This is a genomic window from Duganella caerulea, from assembly GCF_040362985.1.
In the GTDB taxonomy this organism is placed as follows: domain Bacteria; phylum Pseudomonadota; class Gammaproteobacteria; order Burkholderiales; family Burkholderiaceae_D; genus Rugamonas; species Rugamonas vulcania.
Window position 1 is genome coordinate 269,901 of the sequence record NZ_BPWJ01000004.1, and the last position, 15,335, is coordinate 285,235.

Genomic DNA, 15,335 nt, shown 5'->3' on the forward strand with positions numbered 1-15,335 from the left:
GGCGGCGGTGACGGCTAAACGGCAGTGTCCGCTGGCGCCGACAGCCGGCGGCGGTTTGCCAGCAGCGTCTCCAGCTCGTCCGGCGGCACGGCGGCGCTCAGGCAGAAGCCGAAGGCCTCATCGCAGCCCATCGCGGTCAGCTGGGCCAGCTGGTCGCCGGTTTCCACGCCGCCGGCGATCACCTGCATGTTCAGCGTATGGGCCATGGCGATGATGGCGCGCACCATCGCGCCCTCGTCCGCCGCCCGGCCGTCGCAGTGGCGTTCGGGCGGATGCAGGGTCGTGCGGCGCAGGTCGTCGACGAAGGAATTGTTGATCTTCACCAGATCGACCGGGAAGCGCCGCAGGTAATTGAGCGACGCATAGCCGGTGCCGAAATCGCTGATCGAAATGCGCATGCCCAGCTCCTTGAACTGGCGCAGCACAGTCTCGCAATTCTGATTCTTATCGATCAACATGTCCTCGGTGATTTCCAGTTCGATGTAACGCCCCGGCACGCCGGCCCGCTCCAGGATGTCGGCAAAGACGCCGGCGATGTCCTTCTGGTAGAACTGGCGCTGCGACAGGTGCACCGACACCGTCAGCGGATGGCCCAGCTCCATCCAGCGCCGCGCCTGGGCGGCGGCGGTGGCCAGCACCCACGCGCCCACCGGCAGGATCAGCGCACTGTCCTCCAGCACCGGCAGGAAGTCCGGCGGCATCACCAGCCCCAGCTCCGGATGGCGCCAGCGCAGCAGCGCCTTGACGCCGGTTATCTTCTGCTCGCTCAGGTTCAGCTTGGGCTGGTAGGTCAGCACGAACTCGCCGTGCTCCAGCGCGTGGCGCAGCGCAGTCTCCTGCACCACCCGCGAGTAGGCCTTGGCCTGCATGGTGGGCACGAAGCGCACCCCGGCGCCCTTGCCGCGCTGCTTGGCAGCGTACATCGCCAGGTCGGCTTTCTCCAGCAGCGCCTCGATGTCGAGGTCGTCGTCGGGATAGACGGCGATGCCGATGCTGGCGGCCACCGCCAGCGTCTCGCCGTGGACCAGGAATGGCAAGGCGATCGCCGCCTTGATCTTGTCGGCCACCTGCTGCGCATCCTGGGCGCAGCGCAGTTCGGTCAGTAGCACGATAAACTCATCGCCGCCCTGGCGCGCCACTGTGTCGACCTCGCGCACGCACTGGCGCAGGCGCTGCGCGAACTGCACCAACACCTGGTCGCCGGCGTCGTGGCCGAGCGTGTCGTTGATGGCTTTGAAATGGTCGATGTCGACAAACAACACCGCCAGCAGGCTGCCGTGCCGGCGCGCGTAGGCGATGCCGTGTTCCAGCTGCAACTGGCATTGCAGGCGGTTGGGCAGGCCGGTCAGGTTGTCATGGTGGGCGATGTAGTCCAGCCGCATTTCCGCTTCGCGGTGCGCCTCCAGCGCCGATTGCAGCTGTACGCACCGGGCGCGCATGCCACGGACCCGCAGTTCGCCGTACCACAGCGCCAGCAGGCTGAATGCAAGGCCGGCCAGTACCGGCAATAGACTGTTCATGCTGTCCCTCTCCGTCCCGGGGAAGAGGGAAGCATACTCAATAGATCAGCGGTTCCAAGCGTGTTCGAGCCTGTATTTGAGCGACATCAAAAGACGCCCCACAATCAGGCCGCTCCGGCCACCTGTAACCTGCGCGTCGGGGCTGTCGGCGCGTGGTGCAGTTGCCCCTGCAGCTTGAACACGCTCACCGCCGCGGCCAGCCCGGCCGCCTGCTGCTCCAGCGCGTCGGCGGCCGCCGCGGCCTCCTCCACCAGCGCGGCGTTCTGCTGGGTCACGCTGTCCATCTGGCTGATGGCGATGCTGATCTGTTCGATGCCGTCGCGCTGCTCGACGCTGGCGACCGAGATCTCGCCGATGATGGCGGTCACCCGCTGCACGCTGGCCACCACCTCGCCCATGGTCTCGCCGGCCTGGCCGACCAGCCGGCTGCCGGCCTCCACCCGCCCCACCGAATCGCCGATCAGTTCCTTGATTTCCTTGGCCGCCGCAGCCGAACGCTGGGCCAGGTTGCGCACCTCGGACGCCACCACCGCGAAACCACGTCCCTGCTCGCCGGCGCGGGCCGCCTCCACCGCCGCGTTCAGCGCCAGGATGTTGGTCTGGAAAGCGATACCATCGATCACGCCGATGATGTCGACAATCTTGCGCGACGATTCATTGATCGAACCCATGGTGCGCACCATCTGCTCGACCGCATCGCCGCCCTTGGCCGCCACGCTGGAGGCGGTGTCGGCCAGCTTGCAAGCCTCGGCCGCGTTGGCATTGTTCTGCTGCACGGTGGTGGTCAGTTGCACCATGGCCGCCGCGGTTTCCTCCAGCGAGCTGGCCTGCTCCTCGGTGCGGCCCGACAGATCGAGATTGCCGGCGGCGATGTCCACCGCCGCGCCGTGGATGGCGTCGGTGCCGACGCGCACCTGGCCGACAATGTGGCTCAAGTTGCCCTGCATGCGTTTGAGCGCGCCAAGCAAGAGCCCGATCTCGTCGGTGCTGCGGACGTGCACCTCGCTGCTCAGATCGCCGGAAGCCACGGTCTCCGCCATGTTGACCGCCTCGTGCAGCGGCACCGTGATGCTCTTGATCAGCCACAGCACCGTGACGCAGCCGACCACCAGCGTGACCAGCAGCGTGACACCCATGGCCAGCATCGCCCGCGCATGCTCCGCCTTGTTCTCGACCTCCATTTCAACGATCATGCGCTGCGATTCCTTGCCGATGAAGGCGACGATGTCATCGATCTTCTTGGTAGGCTCGCGGTCCATGCCCTTCACCAGCGCGTCGACCACATGGGCGCTGTCCTGGCTGGCGGGATCGTATTTTTCCAGGGCCCCCATATAGCGTTTCACCAGCTCGTTCTGGGTGGCGATCGCCTCGTCCATCAGCGGCGTTTTCAGGTCCAGCTTGGCCAGCAGCGCATTCAGCTTCTGCAATTCGCCGCGCGTGGTTTCGCCGCCCTTGACGAAGGCCTTGCTGTACTTGTCGAAGTTGGCCGGATCGTTGCCGCGCAACAGGGTATTCTTCCACTCCTGGACCTGGATCTTGAATTCGACCTGGGCGCTGCGCGCCATGTCGACAGCCTGCGTCAGCGCTTGCATGCGCTGCATGGCGACGGCATTGGCCGCGTTGCTGGAATCCAGCGCACGCCAGCCGCCGGTGGCGACGACCAGCAGCGAGATAAAGAAGAAGCCGCCCAGCAAACCCAGCCGCACGCCTATCTTCAGGTTGGCGAGTTTCATTAGTATCCCCTTCGGTAAAAATTCAATTCGTACAAGACCCGCGCGACGGAGTGGCCGCCGCGAATGTGTGACTCATATTTCTTGAATTGCGGCCGTTTTTTGGGGACCAGGCAACCTTTAGTTCTTAAAATCCATCATGCGCTCACGCGCCAGAAAATCCAAGCCACCCCTCTCAAAAATCTATCGAATTCCCACCGTTGCAACAGCCCAAGCGATCAGCCCTGCAACTCGATGCGGTAAATATTGGTAGGACGGTCATGCGGCGGCAGCTTGCGCAGCTCGACAAATTCCAGCCCCAGCTTTTGCAGCAGCCGGATGGAATTGGCGTTGCCCGGATCGGTCAGGCCCAGCAGGCGCCGCATGCGCAGCTGGTCGCGCGCGTAGGCCACCACAGCCACCGCCGCCTCGTAGGTGTAGCCCTGGCCGAACCAGGCCGGGCGGATCGCGTAGCCGATGTCGACATCGTCCAGGCCGTCGCGCTTGATCAGGCCGCACAAGCCCAGCGGCGCGCCGTCGCTCTTGCGCTCCATCACGTACAGCGAATGGCCGCGCTGCTCCTGCATCGCGCGCGGCCCTTCGATGATGGCCTTGCGCGCATCGTCGATGCTGCGGATGCCCTTGTCGCCGATAAACTCCAGCCAGGTTGGATCGTTGACCAGTTCAAAGTAAAAATGCGCGTCATCGACGGTGATGGTGCGCAGGCTGAGGCGTTCGGTTTCCAATATCTTCATGCATCGGGCCAATGAGAGGGATCGTCCAGCAACTGGTACATGACGTACACGTCGACATACCCGAGATGGGCGTGATAGTAGGCGCGCGGCAGCGTGCCGACGATGGTGAAGCCGAGCTTCTTCCACAGCAGCACGGCGGGGACGTTGGAGCTGACCACGTAGTTGAACTGCATCGCCAGGTAGCCTTGCGCGCGTGCGCGGTCCAGGCAGTCGCCGCCCAGCAGCTTGCCGACGCCGACGCCCTGCGCCGCCGGGCTGACCATGAAGGAGGCGCTGGCAACGTGCGAGCCGCGGTCGCGCTGGTTGGCGATCAGGCGGTACATGCCGACCAGCCGTTCGCCGTTCAGGACGGCCACATACGATTGCACCCCGGGACCGAACCAGTACGCATGGCAATCTTCGCGGCTGGTGTCGGCGGCGAACAAATAGGTGTCGCCGCTGGCTATCAATTCCTGGAAAATTTCCCACATGGCGCCGAAGTCAGCTTCCGAGGCGGGACGGATGGCGATTTCTTTCAAGTCGGCTCCAGGCGAGTTAAACAGTGTTCGATTGTCATGTATTTCCGAAGGCAAGTCCAGCCTCAGCGCCCCAAGCGGAAATCGACCGTGGCCGGCCGCCCCGGCAAGCTCAGGCGCGCCTGCGCGCGCGGCGCCTCGGCGATCACCTTCCCGCGCCGCATCACCATGCGGCGCGCCGCGCGCAGGCGGATCGCCTCCACCGGATCGGCCGCGTCCAGCAGCACCAGGTCGGCGTGGCAGCCCACCGCCACGCCGTAGTCGCGCAGGCCGAGGATGCGCGCCGGCGCCGCCGTCACCGCCTGGTAGCAGGCGCGCATGGCGTCCTGCCCCGTCATCTGCGCCACGTGCAGGCCCATGTGCGCCACCTCCAGCATGTCGCCCGAACCCAGGCTGTACCACGGGTCCATCACGCAGTCGTGGCCGAACGCGACCTCGATGCCGGCCGCCAGCATCTCCGGCACCCGCGTCATGCCGCGCCGCTTCGGATAGCTGTCGTGGCGGCCCTGCAGCGTGATGTTGATCAGCGGGTTGGCGATCGCCGCCACGCCCGCCTCGCGGATCAGCGGCAGCAGCTTGCTCACATAATAGTTGTCCATCGAATGCATGGAGGTCAGGTGCGAGCCGGCCACGCGGCCGTGCAGGCCGAGCCGGTTGCTGTGGTAGGCCAGCGTTTCGATGTGGCGCGACATCGGATCGTCCGACTCGTCGCAATGCATGTCCACCATCAGGCCCTGCTCGGCGGCGAACTCGCACAGGATGCGCACCGACTCGGCGCCGTCGGCCATGGTGCGCTCGAAGTGCGGGATGCCGCCCACCACGTCCACGCCCATGCCGACCGCGCGCTTGAGGTTGGCCAGCGCGGTCGGGCTGCGCAGCACGCCGTCCTGCGGGAAGGCCACCAGTTGCATGTCCAGGTAGGGCGCGACCAGGCGCTTGACCTCCAGCAGCGCCTCCACCGCCAGCAGGCGGTCGTCGCAGATGTCGACGTGGGTGCGGATCGCCAGCAGGCCGCGCGCGGCGGCCCAGTCGCAATACTGCAGCGCGCGCTCGACCAGCGCCTGCTGGGTCAACTCGGGCTTGAGCTCGCCCCACAGCGCTATGCCTTCGAGCAAAGTGCCGGAGGCGTTGACGCGCGGCAGGCCGTAGCTGAGCGTGGCGTCCATGTGGAAATGGGCGTCGACAAACGGCGCGCTGAGCAGGTCGCCGCCGGCGTCGATTTCCTGCGCGCCCTTGAGCGGCAGCGCCGGGCCGACGGCGGTGATGCGGCCGTGCCCGATGGCGACGTCCACGCCCGTTTGTCCATCGGCCAGGCTGGCGTTTCGTATTACCGTCTCGATCACCGCATCCATCCGCGCTCCCCGCCTATTTTTTCGTCCAGTATGAAAATTCCGACTCGTAGCAGACCGTTTCGATCTCCGCGATCTTGTCCTGCATCGCCGCCTGGGCGTCGAGGATGGCCTGATTGTAGACAGACGGGCCGATTTCACGCAAACAATAATCGAGCAGCAGGCGCGCCTTCAGCTCACCCACCTCCTCGTCCATGTTTTCCGCGCAGTAGCGCTGGATGGAACCCAGCAGGCGTTGCTCGACTTCCTTGTTCAATTTGATGGCCATGCGTTTCCTTTTTCATTGAATTCGATAACTTGTTGCGGCGCAGTAATCCAGAGTTTTTTCCTGTCTGCATTGCGGTAGATCAACATCCGTACGGGTAGTGTCCACGCGGCATGTTTCCTTGTTGCGGGCTTTGCGACATGGCAGATAAAATAACTTTCCAAGCCCGGCTTTCGCCGCTAGAATGAGGATATTGCAATGCATCATAATGCACCCCGTGTGCGCAGCTTGACCGACATTCTAATCGTCTCAGGAGAAACCATGTCTTCGATCACCGAACAGTTTTCCGCAGCTACGAAGTCCCAGTTGGAAGCCCAATTCAAGATCTTCAACACGTTTGCCAGCACCGCCGTCGAGAGCGCGGAAAAGGTCATCGCGCTGAACATCAGCACCACCAAGGCTTCGGTGGAAAAATCGTCGGCAGCGGCGAAAAAACTGCTCGGCGCCAAGGACCCGCGCGAATTCTTCAGCCTGAGCGCCGCCGAACCGGCCAGCTTCGACAACCTGCTGGCCTATGGCCGTGAGCTGTACAGCATCGCCTCCGGCGTCCAGAACGAGTTGATCCAGAGCGCGCAGTCCACCATCAAGCAAGTCTCCGACCTGGCCGCCGCGCCGGTCACCGCGCTGAAGGCCGGCGTCAAGGCGGCCGCGCCCGCTCCAGCCGCTGCCGCGCCGGTAGCCGCAGCGCCAGTGGCCGCGGCGCCGGTTGCCGCCGCTCCAGCCGCAGCGCCGGCCGTGGTTGCGCCGCCGGTGGTGGTGGCGGTGGCAACGCCGGCCAACGAGCCGGTCGCCGCGCCGGAAGTCAAAACCGCCAAGGCGACTGCCAAGCCGAAAGCCGCCGAGGAAGCGCCGGCGCCGGTGGAAGTCAAGGCCGCGGTCAAGCGTTCGTTCCCGGCGCCGCCTGAAAAACCAGTGGCCGCCGCCGTCGACAGCAAGCCGGATCTGAAATCCGTGCCGGCGCCAAAGGTCAAACCCAGCAGCAAGCAGCTCGACATGCTGAGCGGCAGCAAATCCAAGAAGTAAGCTAGCGCCGCGCTGGTGCCGGGCACGTCCGGCGGGCATGTTGTATCCTAGCGGACTACGCGCTAATCCGAGGCAACATGTCTAAACTTTCCGTGCTGATCGGCGGCTTCGTCCGCCAGCACAGCCGTGCCTACGCCCTGTCCGGCGCCATGCTGGCCGGCGTGGCCATCCTCACCATCTGGGTGCCGCGCAAGGTCGGCGCCATGATCGACGGCCTGGCCGCCCACACCCTCGGCGGCAACGCGCTGCTGATGGAAATCGGCACACTGCTGCTGATCGGCGCCGGCATCTATTTCCTGCGCGTGGCCTGGCGCCAGATCCTGTACGGCGCCGCCTACCAGCTCGGCGTGTCGCTGCGCACCCGCCTGTACAACCGCCTCACCGTGCAAGGCGCCGCGTTCTACCAGCGCCAGCGCACCGGCGACCTGATGGCGCTGGCCACCAACGATATCGACGCCATCGAGATGGCCGCCGGCGAAGCCATGCTGGCCGGCTTCGACGGCGCGCTGACGCTGGTGATGGTGCTGGGCGTGATGCTGCTCGGCGTCGACTGGCGCCTGGCCTGCATCGCGCTGCTGCCGTTCCCGCTGATGGGATGGGCGTTCTGGTACATCTCCGGCCACATCCACACCGCCTCCACCGATTCGCTCAAGCGCTTCAGCGCCCTCAACGACCATGTGCAGGAAACCCTGTCCGGCGTGCGCACCTTGCGCGCGCTGGGCCTGGAGCAGCGCAGCGCGCGCCAGTTCGGCGAGCTGGCGCAAAAGGCGTCCGACGCCAGCCTGCGCGCCCAAGTGTGGGAGGCGGCCTACGAACCGGCGGTCGGCCTGACGCTGACCGCGGCCGGCGGCCTGACCTTGGGCCTGGGCGGCTACCTGGTCTGGCAGAACCAGCTGACCATCGGCGCGCTGACCAGCTTCACCATGTACCTCGGCCAGCTGATCTGGCCGATGTTCGCGGCCGGCTGGGTGCTGTCGCTGATCGAGCGCGGCCGCGCCGCCTGGCAGCGCCTGCATCCGATGCTGGACGCGCCGCTGGCCATCGACGACCACGGCACGCTGGCCGCTGTGGCGCCGGGTCCGTTGTCGCTGCACAATGTCACGTACGCCTATCCCGAACAGGGCGCGCCGGCGCTGAGCGGCATCACGCTGGAACTCAAGCCAGGCCAGACGCTCGGCCTGGTCGGCCCCACCGGCTGCGGCAAGTCGACCCTGCTGCGGGTGCTGCTGCGCCAGCTGACGCCACAATCGGGCAGCGTGCGCTGGAGCGGCCACGCGCTCGACGAATACAAGCTGCACGCGCTACGCGCCGCCATCAGCTGGGTGCCGCAGGAATCGTTCCTGTTCTCCGCCTCGATCGCCGACAACATCGCGCTGGCGCGTCCCGGCGCCACGCGCGCGCAGGTCGAGCACGCGGCCACGCTGGCCGCCATCCACGACGACATCCTGCAATTCCCGCAAGGGTATGAGACCGAGGTGGGCGAGAAAGGCATCACGCTGTCCGGCGGCCAGCGCCAGCGCGTCGCCATCGCCCGCGCGCTGCTGGCCGATAACGACCTGCTGCTGCTCGACGACGCCCTGTCCGCCGTCGACACCGGCACCGAGACGCGCATCCTGCGCCACCTGGAGGAACTGCGCCAGGCGCGCCACGGCCGCAGCGCCGTCATCGCCAGCCATCGCCTGAGCGCGGTGGTCAACGCCGACCTGATCGTCGTGCTGCGCGACGGCCGCGTCAGCGAAACCGGCAGCCACGAACAACTGCTGGAGCAGGACGGCTGGTACGCCAGCCAGTGGCGCTATCAACAATTGGAAGCCAGCCTCAATGCCCTTTAAGCCCGAACCCACCTCCGCGCGCCGCCAGACCTGGCAGGCGTTCTCCCTGCTGCGCCGGGCCGCCCTGCCCGACCAGCACCACCTGGGCTGGGCCGTGCTGTGGCTGGTGCTGGCCGCGCTGCTGGAAGTGTCCGGCCCGATCATGGGCAAGGCGCTGATCGACGAGCACCTGCTGCCGCACCACCTGGACTGGCCGCGCATGGCCGGCCTGCTGGGCGGCATGGTGCTGACCGGCTGGATCGCCAGCGGCCTGCGCTACCTGCAGCTGGTGCGCCTGTCAGGCCTGGCGATGCGCTCGGTGATGCGGCTGCGCGAGATGGTCTACACCCACGTGCTGCTGCTGCCGATGGCCTTCTTCGACCGCGCCATCACCGGCCAGCTGGTCTCGCGCGTGACCAACGACACCGAGGCCGTCAAGACGCTGTACATCCAGGTGCTGTTCGTGATGCTGGACTCGACCATCGTACTGGTCGGCACGGTGGCGGCGATGGCCTGGCTGGACTGGCACCTGATGCTGATCGTGCTGGCGCTGCTGCCGGCGGTGCTGCTGATCGTCTGGCTGTACCAGCGCTGGAGCGCGCCGGCCGTCACGCGCGCCCGCGCGCTGCGCAGCGACATCAACGGCCAGATGGCAGAGTCGATCGGCGGCATGAGCGTGCTGCAGGCGAACAACGCCGAGGCGCGCTTCGGCCAGCGCTTCGCCGCCACCAACCAGGACCACTACACCGCCCGCCTGGCCGAGCTGCGCGCCAACGCCTGGCTGCTGCGCCCGGCGCTGGACCTGTTCAACATCATCCTGCTGGCGGCGGTGATCTACCTGTTCGGCCAGCGCGCCATGACCGCCGCCGAGGTGGGCGTGCTGTACGCCTTCATCAGCTACCTGGCGCGCGTGATCGAGCCGCTGATCCAGATCACCATGCAGTTCAGCCAGCTGCAGCAATCGGTGGTGGCCACCGCGCGCGTGGCCACGCTGCTGGACGAGGCCACCGCCACCGAGCACGCCAGCCAAGGCCACGACGCCGGCCTGGCCACCGCGCGCACCGCCGCCAACGATGCCAACGCGCCGGCGGTCGCCATCCGCCACCTGAGCTTTGCCTACAACGAAGGCCATCCGGTGCTGCACGACCTGTCGCTGGAGATCCCGCAGGGCGCCTTCGTCGGCATCGTCGGCCACACCGGCAGCGGCAAATCCACGCTGCTGTCGCTGCTGCTGCGTTTTTATCCGGTGCGCCAGGGCAGCATCGCCATCCACGGCGTGCCGCTGGACGCCATCGCCAACGAGCGCTTCCGCGCCGACGTCGGCCTGGTGCCGCAAGACCCCTTCCTGCTGGCCGCCTCGGCGCGCGAGAACATCGACATGGGCCGCGGCCTGACGCAGGCGCAGATCGAGACCGCCGCGCGCGCCGCCCACGCGCACGACTTCATCGCCGCGCTGGACCAGGGCTACGACACCGCGCTGGGCGAAGGCGGCTCGCGGCTGTCGGTCGGCCAGAAGCAGCTGATCGCCATCGCCCGCGCGCTGGCCGGCGCGCCGCGCATCCTGCTGCTGGACGAGGCCACCTCGCACATCGATTCGCAGACCGAGCAGATCGTGCAGACCGCGCTCGACGAGCTGCGCGGCACCGTGACGGTGATCGCCATCGCGCACCGGCTGTCGACCATCCGCGACGCCGACCGCATCATCGTGCTCAACCACGGCCGCATCGCCGAGACCGGCCCGCACGAGCAGCTGATGCAGATCAACGGCGGCCTGTACCAGCGGCTCTACCTGCTGCAGCAGCTGGCCGCCTAGCTTTCCGGTCCCGCCGACAATGTTGGAAGTATTGCCATCCTGTTGGCAATATGTCGTTCCCGTGTGAAAAATTCCTGCCCTGCGAACTTTCCTGTCTGCAACACGAATATAATCACCGAGGCACTTTGCAGGTGCGGCGGAACAACCGGGAGCGTCAGTTGGCAGGGAACAGAAATGGCTGGAGGCTAGTCCACGCGGGACCGCGCGCCATCGCGGCCGCCGCCGCGCTCGCGCTGGCAGCGGCCGCGCCGGCCGCAGCCGACGATGGCCCGCCCACGCTGCATGCCCGCATCCTCGAGCTGCGCGAACAAAGCCGCTTCGTCTCATACAAGGCGCTGCCGCAGCTGCTCAGGCTGCAGGTCGAATCGGCCAGTGCGCCGCCGGCCGCCAAGGCCGAGCTGCTCGAACAGCTGAGCATGGCGAACCTGCGCGCCGGCCACAGCGACGCCGCCCTGGCCGCAGCCGACCAGCTGATCGCCTACGGCCGGTCGCTGCGCGACAACGCCATCATCGCCCGGGGCCAGATGGCCAAGAGCTATGCGCTGTTCGACCGCGCCGACGTCAAGGCCGCGAACCAGCTGTCCTTCGACGCCGAAAAAACCGCCGCCGCCAGCAGCAACCTGGCGGTACGCTCGCAGGCCGCCGTCACCGCCGGCCAGACCTGCTCGATACAGGGCGACTTCCCCGCCGCGCTGGTCAAGCTGCAGAACGGCGTCGACCTGGCGCGCCAGGTGAACGACGATCCGCTGATCCTGTTCGCCGCGCTCAACGCGCTGGTCGGGCTGTACAGACAGATGAAGGAATACGACAAGGCCTACGCCACGCTGGACGAGCTGCTGCCTTATACCGAGAAGCTGCACCTGCCGGGCCGCATGGCGGCTGCCAGGAACACCGAGTCCATCCTGGCCACCGCCACCGGCCATCCCAAGCGCGCCCAGCGCGCGCTGCTGCACAGCCTGGACCTGGAACGCCAGCTGGGCGCGGAGCGCATGCTGGGCACGACCCTGGTCAACCTGTCCGACAACTACCTGAAGGAGCACGACTATGTGCACGCGGCCCAGTACGCGAAGGAATCGCTGCGCTACACCCAGCTGAGCAACGACCAAACGGTGGAGGCGGTCGCGCGTTCCAACCTGGGCCAGGCCTACCTGGGCCTGGGCCGCATCGCCGAGGGCAAGCGGCAGTATGAGGCGAGCATGGCGCGCTACGAGCAGCAGAACGACAAGCCCGAACTGCAAGCCACGCTGCGCGAATACGGCGAGGCGCTGGAGCAGGCGGGCGACCTGACCGCGGCGGTGTCGGCCTACCACCGCGAACGCGTGCTGTCCAACGAGCTGTTCGAGAAGCGGCGCCGGCAGGCGGTGCTGGAACTGCAGGAAAGATACGACACCGACAAGCGGCAGCGCCAGATCCAGCTGCTGAGCCAGGAGAACCAGGTCAAGGGTGCCGAGATCGAGAACCGCCGCCTGCAGCAGCGCGTATGGTGGCTGATGGCCCTGGTGTTCGGGCTGGCGTCGGTGGTGGTCGGCCTGTTGTACCGCAGGATGAGGCAGGCCAACGCGCAGCTGGAGGTGAAGAACCTGGAGCTCAAGGCGCAGTCCACCCTCGATCCGCTGACCTCGCTGTACAACCGCCGCCACTTCCAGGACCACATGCGCGAGTGCGCGCCGGAAGGTGACGACACCGTCGGCGCCCTGTTCCTGCTGGACGTCGACCATTTCAAGCACATCAACGACCGCCACGGCCACGCCGCCGGCGACGCCGTGCTGAAGATGATCGCCGGGAACCTGCGCGTGGTGCTGCGCGAGACCGACATGATCGTGCGCTGGGGCGGCGAGGAGTTCCTGGCCTTCCTGCCGGCGCTGCCGCGCCACGGCATCGACGAGGTCGCGCGCCGCATCCTAGACGGCATCGCGTCGCAGGTCGTCCGCTACCAGGAGCAGGAGATTTCGGTGAGCGTGTCGGTGGGCTTCGCGCCGTACCCGCTGGCGCCGGCCGGCGCGCCGCTGCCGTGGGAATGCGCGGTCAACCTGGCCGACATGGCGCTGTACCTGGCCAAGGCCAACGGCCGCAACCGCGCCTACGGCGTGCGCGGCTTCCACAACTTCCAGCACACCTCGATGGCGCGGATCGAACAGGACCTGGAGGGCGCGTGGCGGGCCGGCCTCGTGGACTTGAGCGTGGTGCAGGCCGCCGACAGCCTTCCCGTTCTGGCAACGTTGTAAAAAACATTGCTATTCAACTGGCAATATCGATCATTTTCTTGCCATTTCCGCCACGAATAGTGTGCATTTTCGGGTGAAAAATCATGGTTTCAGGGGCTTTCTCGTCTGCAACAAGAATATAATTGTCTAGACACTTTGCACGTGCAATGGACAACCGGGAGCGTCAGTTGGCGGGTATCAGAAATGGCTGGTGGCTAGTTCGCGCGGGACCGCGTGCCCTCGCGGCCGCCGTGACACTCGCCCTGACGCCGGCGGCGGTGATGGCGGCCGATGCCGTGCCGTCCTCGCTGTATGCCCGCATCCTCGAAGTGCGCGAACAAAGCCGCTTCGTGCCGGACAAGGCCCTGACGCAGCTGCTCAAGCTGCAGGCCGAGGCGGTCAACGCGCCGCCCGCCACCCAGGCCGAACTGCTCACCCAGCTGACCATGGCCAATATGCGCGCCGGCCACAGCGACGCCGCCCTGGCCGCGGCCGACCAGCTGATCGCCTATGGCCAGTCGCTGCGCGACAACGCCATCATCGCCAAGGGCCAGATGGTCAAGAGCTTCGTGCTGTTCGACCGCGCCGACGTCAAGGCCGCGCACCAGCTCTCCTTCGACGCCGAGAAGACCGCCGCCAACAGCAGCAACCTGGCCTTGCGCTCGCAGATCGCGGTGGCGGTCGGCGACACCTACGCCGCGCAAGGCAACTTCCCCGCCGCGCTGGTCAAGCTGCAGAACGGCGTCGACATGGCGCGCCAGGTGAACGACGATCCAGTGATCCTGGTCGGCGCGCTCAACGAGCTGGTCGGGCTGTACACGCAGATGAAGGACTACGACAAGGCCTCGGCCGCGCTGGAGGAGCTGCTGACCGAGACCGAGAAGCTGCGCTCGCCGGGCCGCATGGCGGCCGCCAAGATCACCGAGTACGGCCTGGCCATCGATTCCGGCCAGCCCAAGCGCGCCCTGCGCGCGCTGCTGCAAAGCCTGGACCTGGAGCGCAAGCTGGGCGCCGAGCGCATGATGGGCGTGACCCTGGTCAACCTGTCCGACAGCTACCTGAAGGAGCACGACTACCCGCGCGCGGCCCAGTACGCGACCGAATCGCTGCGCTCGACCCAGCTGACCAACGACAAGTCGGTGGAGGCCACCGCGCGCGTCAACCTGGGCCAGGCCTACCTGGGCATGGGCCGCATCGCCGAGGGCAAGAAGCAGTACGAGGCCGGCATGGCCCGCTACGAGCAGGAGAACAACAAGCCCGACCTGCAATCGGCGCTGCGCGAATATGGCGAGGCGCTGGAGCGCTCGGGCGACCTGGGCGGCGCGGTGTCGGCCTACCACCGCGAGCGCAAGCTGTCGAACGAACTGTTCGAGAAGCAGCGCCGGCAGGCGGTGCTGGAGCTGCAGGAAAAATACGAGACCGAGAAGAAGCAGCGCCAGATCCAGCTGCTGAGCCAGGAGAACCAGGTCAAGGGCGCCGAGATCGACAACCGCCGCCTGCAGCAGCGCGTGTGGTGGCTGCTGGCCCTGGTGTTCGCGCTGGCGTCGGTGGTGGTCGGGCTGTTGTACCGCAAGGTGCGGCACGCCAACGCCCAGCTGGAGGTGAAGAACCTGGAGCTCAAGGCGCAGTCCACCCTCGATCCGCTGACCTCGCTGTACAACCGCCGCCACTTCCAGGACTTCATGCGCGACAGCCTGCACGCCGGCCTGCCGGTGCTGGACAAGCGCACGCTGCACGGCGACGACATCGTCGGCGCCCTGTTCCTGCTGGACGTCGATCACTTCAAGCACATCAACGACCGCCACGGCCATGCCGCCGGCGACGCCGTGTTGCGGATGATCGCCGAGAACCTGCGCGTGGTGCTGCGCGAGACCGACATGATCGTGCGCTGGGGCGGCGAGGAGTTCCTGGCCTTCCTGCCGGCGCTGCCGCGCCATGGCGTTGACGAGGTCGCGCGCCGCATCCTGGCCGGCATCTCGTCGCAGGTCATCCGCTACCAGGACCAGGAGATTTCAGTCAACGTGTCGGTGGGCTTCGCGCCGTTCCCGCTGGCGCCGGCCGGCGCGCCGCTGCCGTGGGAACGCGCGGTCAACCTGGTCGACATGGCGCTGTACCTGGCTAAGGCGCACGGCCGCAACCGCGCCTATGGCTTGCGCGGCTTCCACAACTTCCAGCACACCTCGATGGAGCAGATCGAACAGGACCTGGAGGGCGCGTGGCGGGCCGGCTTCGTCGACCTGAGCGTGGTGTTCGGCAGCGAGCAGGAACAGCGACTGGCCGAACACAACAACGTGGTTCCGCTCAAGCGCACGCCGGAACCGGCGAAGACCACACCTCATTGACTTTCCAAATTTCAACTGAAATATAATAA

At 66.6% G+C, this 15,335-nt stretch carries 11 protein-coding genes; 5 read left to right on the plus strand and 6 right to left on the minus strand.

What is annotated here, in order from left to right:
- Positions 1 to 14: 14 nt before the first annotated feature.
- The 6 genes from ACUJB0_RS14005 to ACUJB0_RS14030 form a co-directional block, all read right to left on the minus strand.
- Entirely contained in the window at positions 15 to 1,520 is a 1,506-nt protein-coding gene (locus ACUJB0_RS14005; RefSeq protein WP_444845752.1) for a putative bifunctional diguanylate cyclase/phosphodiesterase, read from the minus strand.
- A 104-nt stretch (positions 1,521 to 1,624) separates the two neighbouring features.
- The gene (locus ACUJB0_RS14010; RefSeq protein ID WP_444845753.1) at positions 1,625 to 3,253 is read right to left on the minus strand and encodes a methyl-accepting chemotaxis protein; all 1,629 of its coding nucleotides are present in this window, start codon (positions 3,251 to 3,253) and stop codon (positions 1,625 to 1,627) included.
- A gap of 215 nt (positions 3,254 to 3,468) precedes the next feature.
- Positions 3,469 to 3,984: a GNAT family N-acetyltransferase gene (locus ACUJB0_RS14015; RefSeq protein ID WP_444845754.1), complete on the minus strand. Its 516-nt coding sequence runs from the start codon at positions 3,982 to 3,984 to the stop codon at positions 3,469 to 3,471.
- Entirely contained in the window at positions 3,981 to 4,502 is a 522-nt protein-coding gene (locus ACUJB0_RS14020; RefSeq protein ID WP_444845755.1) for a GNAT family N-acetyltransferase, read from the minus strand. Before ACUJB0_RS14020 ends, ACUJB0_RS14015 begins: the two co-directional genes overlap by 4 nt.
- Positions 4,503 to 4,564: 62 nt before the next feature.
- A complete protein-coding gene (locus tag ACUJB0_RS14025) occupies positions 4,565 to 5,839 on the minus strand; it encodes an amidohydrolase family protein (protein ID WP_444846053.1) in 1,275 nt (424 codons plus the stop codon).
- A gap of 25 nt (positions 5,840 to 5,864) precedes the next feature.
- Positions 5,865 to 6,116, minus strand: coding sequence for a DUF2164 domain-containing protein (locus tag ACUJB0_RS14030; RefSeq protein ID WP_161089874.1), 252 nt, complete (start codon positions 6,114 to 6,116; stop codon positions 5,865 to 5,867).
- A 258-nt stretch (positions 6,117 to 6,374) separates the two neighbouring features.
- Between ACUJB0_RS14030 and ACUJB0_RS14035 the strand changes: the two genes are divergently transcribed.
- The 5 genes from ACUJB0_RS14035 to ACUJB0_RS14055 all read left to right on the plus strand — a co-directional run bounded on the left by ACUJB0_RS14035 (position 6,375) and on the right by ACUJB0_RS14055 (position 15,306).
- Complete coding sequence (locus ACUJB0_RS14035; RefSeq protein WP_444845756.1) at positions 6,375 to 7,136, plus strand: phasin family protein; 762 nt, start codon at positions 6,375 to 6,377, stop codon at positions 7,134 to 7,136.
- A gap of 77 nt (positions 7,137 to 7,213) precedes the next feature.
- Entirely contained in the window at positions 7,214 to 8,968 is a 1,755-nt protein-coding gene (locus tag ACUJB0_RS14040; RefSeq protein WP_444845757.1) for an ABC transporter transmembrane domain-containing protein, read from the plus strand.
- Positions 8,958 to 10,760, plus strand: a complete 1,803-nt coding sequence (locus ACUJB0_RS14045) for an ABC transporter ATP-binding protein (RefSeq protein ID WP_444845758.1) — start codon at positions 8,958 to 8,960, stop codon at positions 10,758 to 10,760. Before ACUJB0_RS14040 ends, ACUJB0_RS14045 begins: the two co-directional genes overlap by 11 nt.
- A 158-nt stretch (positions 10,761 to 10,918) precedes the next feature.
- The gene (locus tag ACUJB0_RS14050; RefSeq protein ID WP_444845759.1) at positions 10,919 to 12,985 is read left to right on the plus strand and encodes a tetratricopeptide repeat-containing diguanylate cyclase; all 2,067 of its coding nucleotides are present in this window, start codon (positions 10,919 to 10,921) and stop codon (positions 12,983 to 12,985) included.
- 146 nt (positions 12,986 to 13,131) lie between these two features.
- Complete coding sequence (locus ACUJB0_RS14055; RefSeq protein WP_444845760.1) at positions 13,132 to 15,306, plus strand: tetratricopeptide repeat-containing diguanylate cyclase; 2,175 nt, start codon at positions 13,132 to 13,134, stop codon at positions 15,304 to 15,306.
- Positions 15,307 to 15,335 lie beyond the last annotated feature (29 nt).

What these genes read in the sequence shown, in the direction of transcription:
- ACUJB0_RS14005 (WP_444845752.1), bottom strand. Translation starts at nt 1,520, where the DNA reads ATGAACAGTCTATTGCCGGTACTGGCCGGCCTTGCATTCAGCCTGCTG.
- ACUJB0_RS14030 (WP_161089874.1), bottom strand. Translation starts at nt 6,116, where the DNA reads ATGGCCATCAAATTGAACAAGGAAGTCGAGCAACGCCTGCTGGGTTCC.
- ACUJB0_RS14040 (WP_444845757.1), top strand. Translation starts at nt 7,214, where the DNA reads ATGTCTAAACTTTCCGTGCTGATCGGCGGCTTCGTCCGCCAGCACAGC.
- ACUJB0_RS14015 (WP_444845754.1), bottom strand. Translation starts at nt 3,984, where the DNA reads ATGAAGATATTGGAAACCGAACGCCTCAGCCTGCGCACCATCACCGTC.
- ACUJB0_RS14010 (WP_444845753.1), bottom strand. Translation starts at nt 3,253, where the DNA reads ATGAAACTCGCCAACCTGAAGATAGGCGTGCGGCTGGGTTTGCTGGGC.
- ACUJB0_RS14035 (WP_444845756.1), top strand. Translation starts at nt 6,375, where the DNA reads ATGTCTTCGATCACCGAACAGTTTTCCGCAGCTACGAAGTCCCAGTTG.
- ACUJB0_RS14055 (WP_444845760.1), top strand. Translation starts at nt 13,132, where the DNA reads ATGGACAACCGGGAGCGTCAGTTGGCGGGTATCAGAAATGGCTGGTGG.
- ACUJB0_RS14045 (WP_444845758.1), top strand. Translation starts at nt 8,958, where the DNA reads ATGCCCTTTAAGCCCGAACCCACCTCCGCGCGCCGCCAGACCTGGCAG.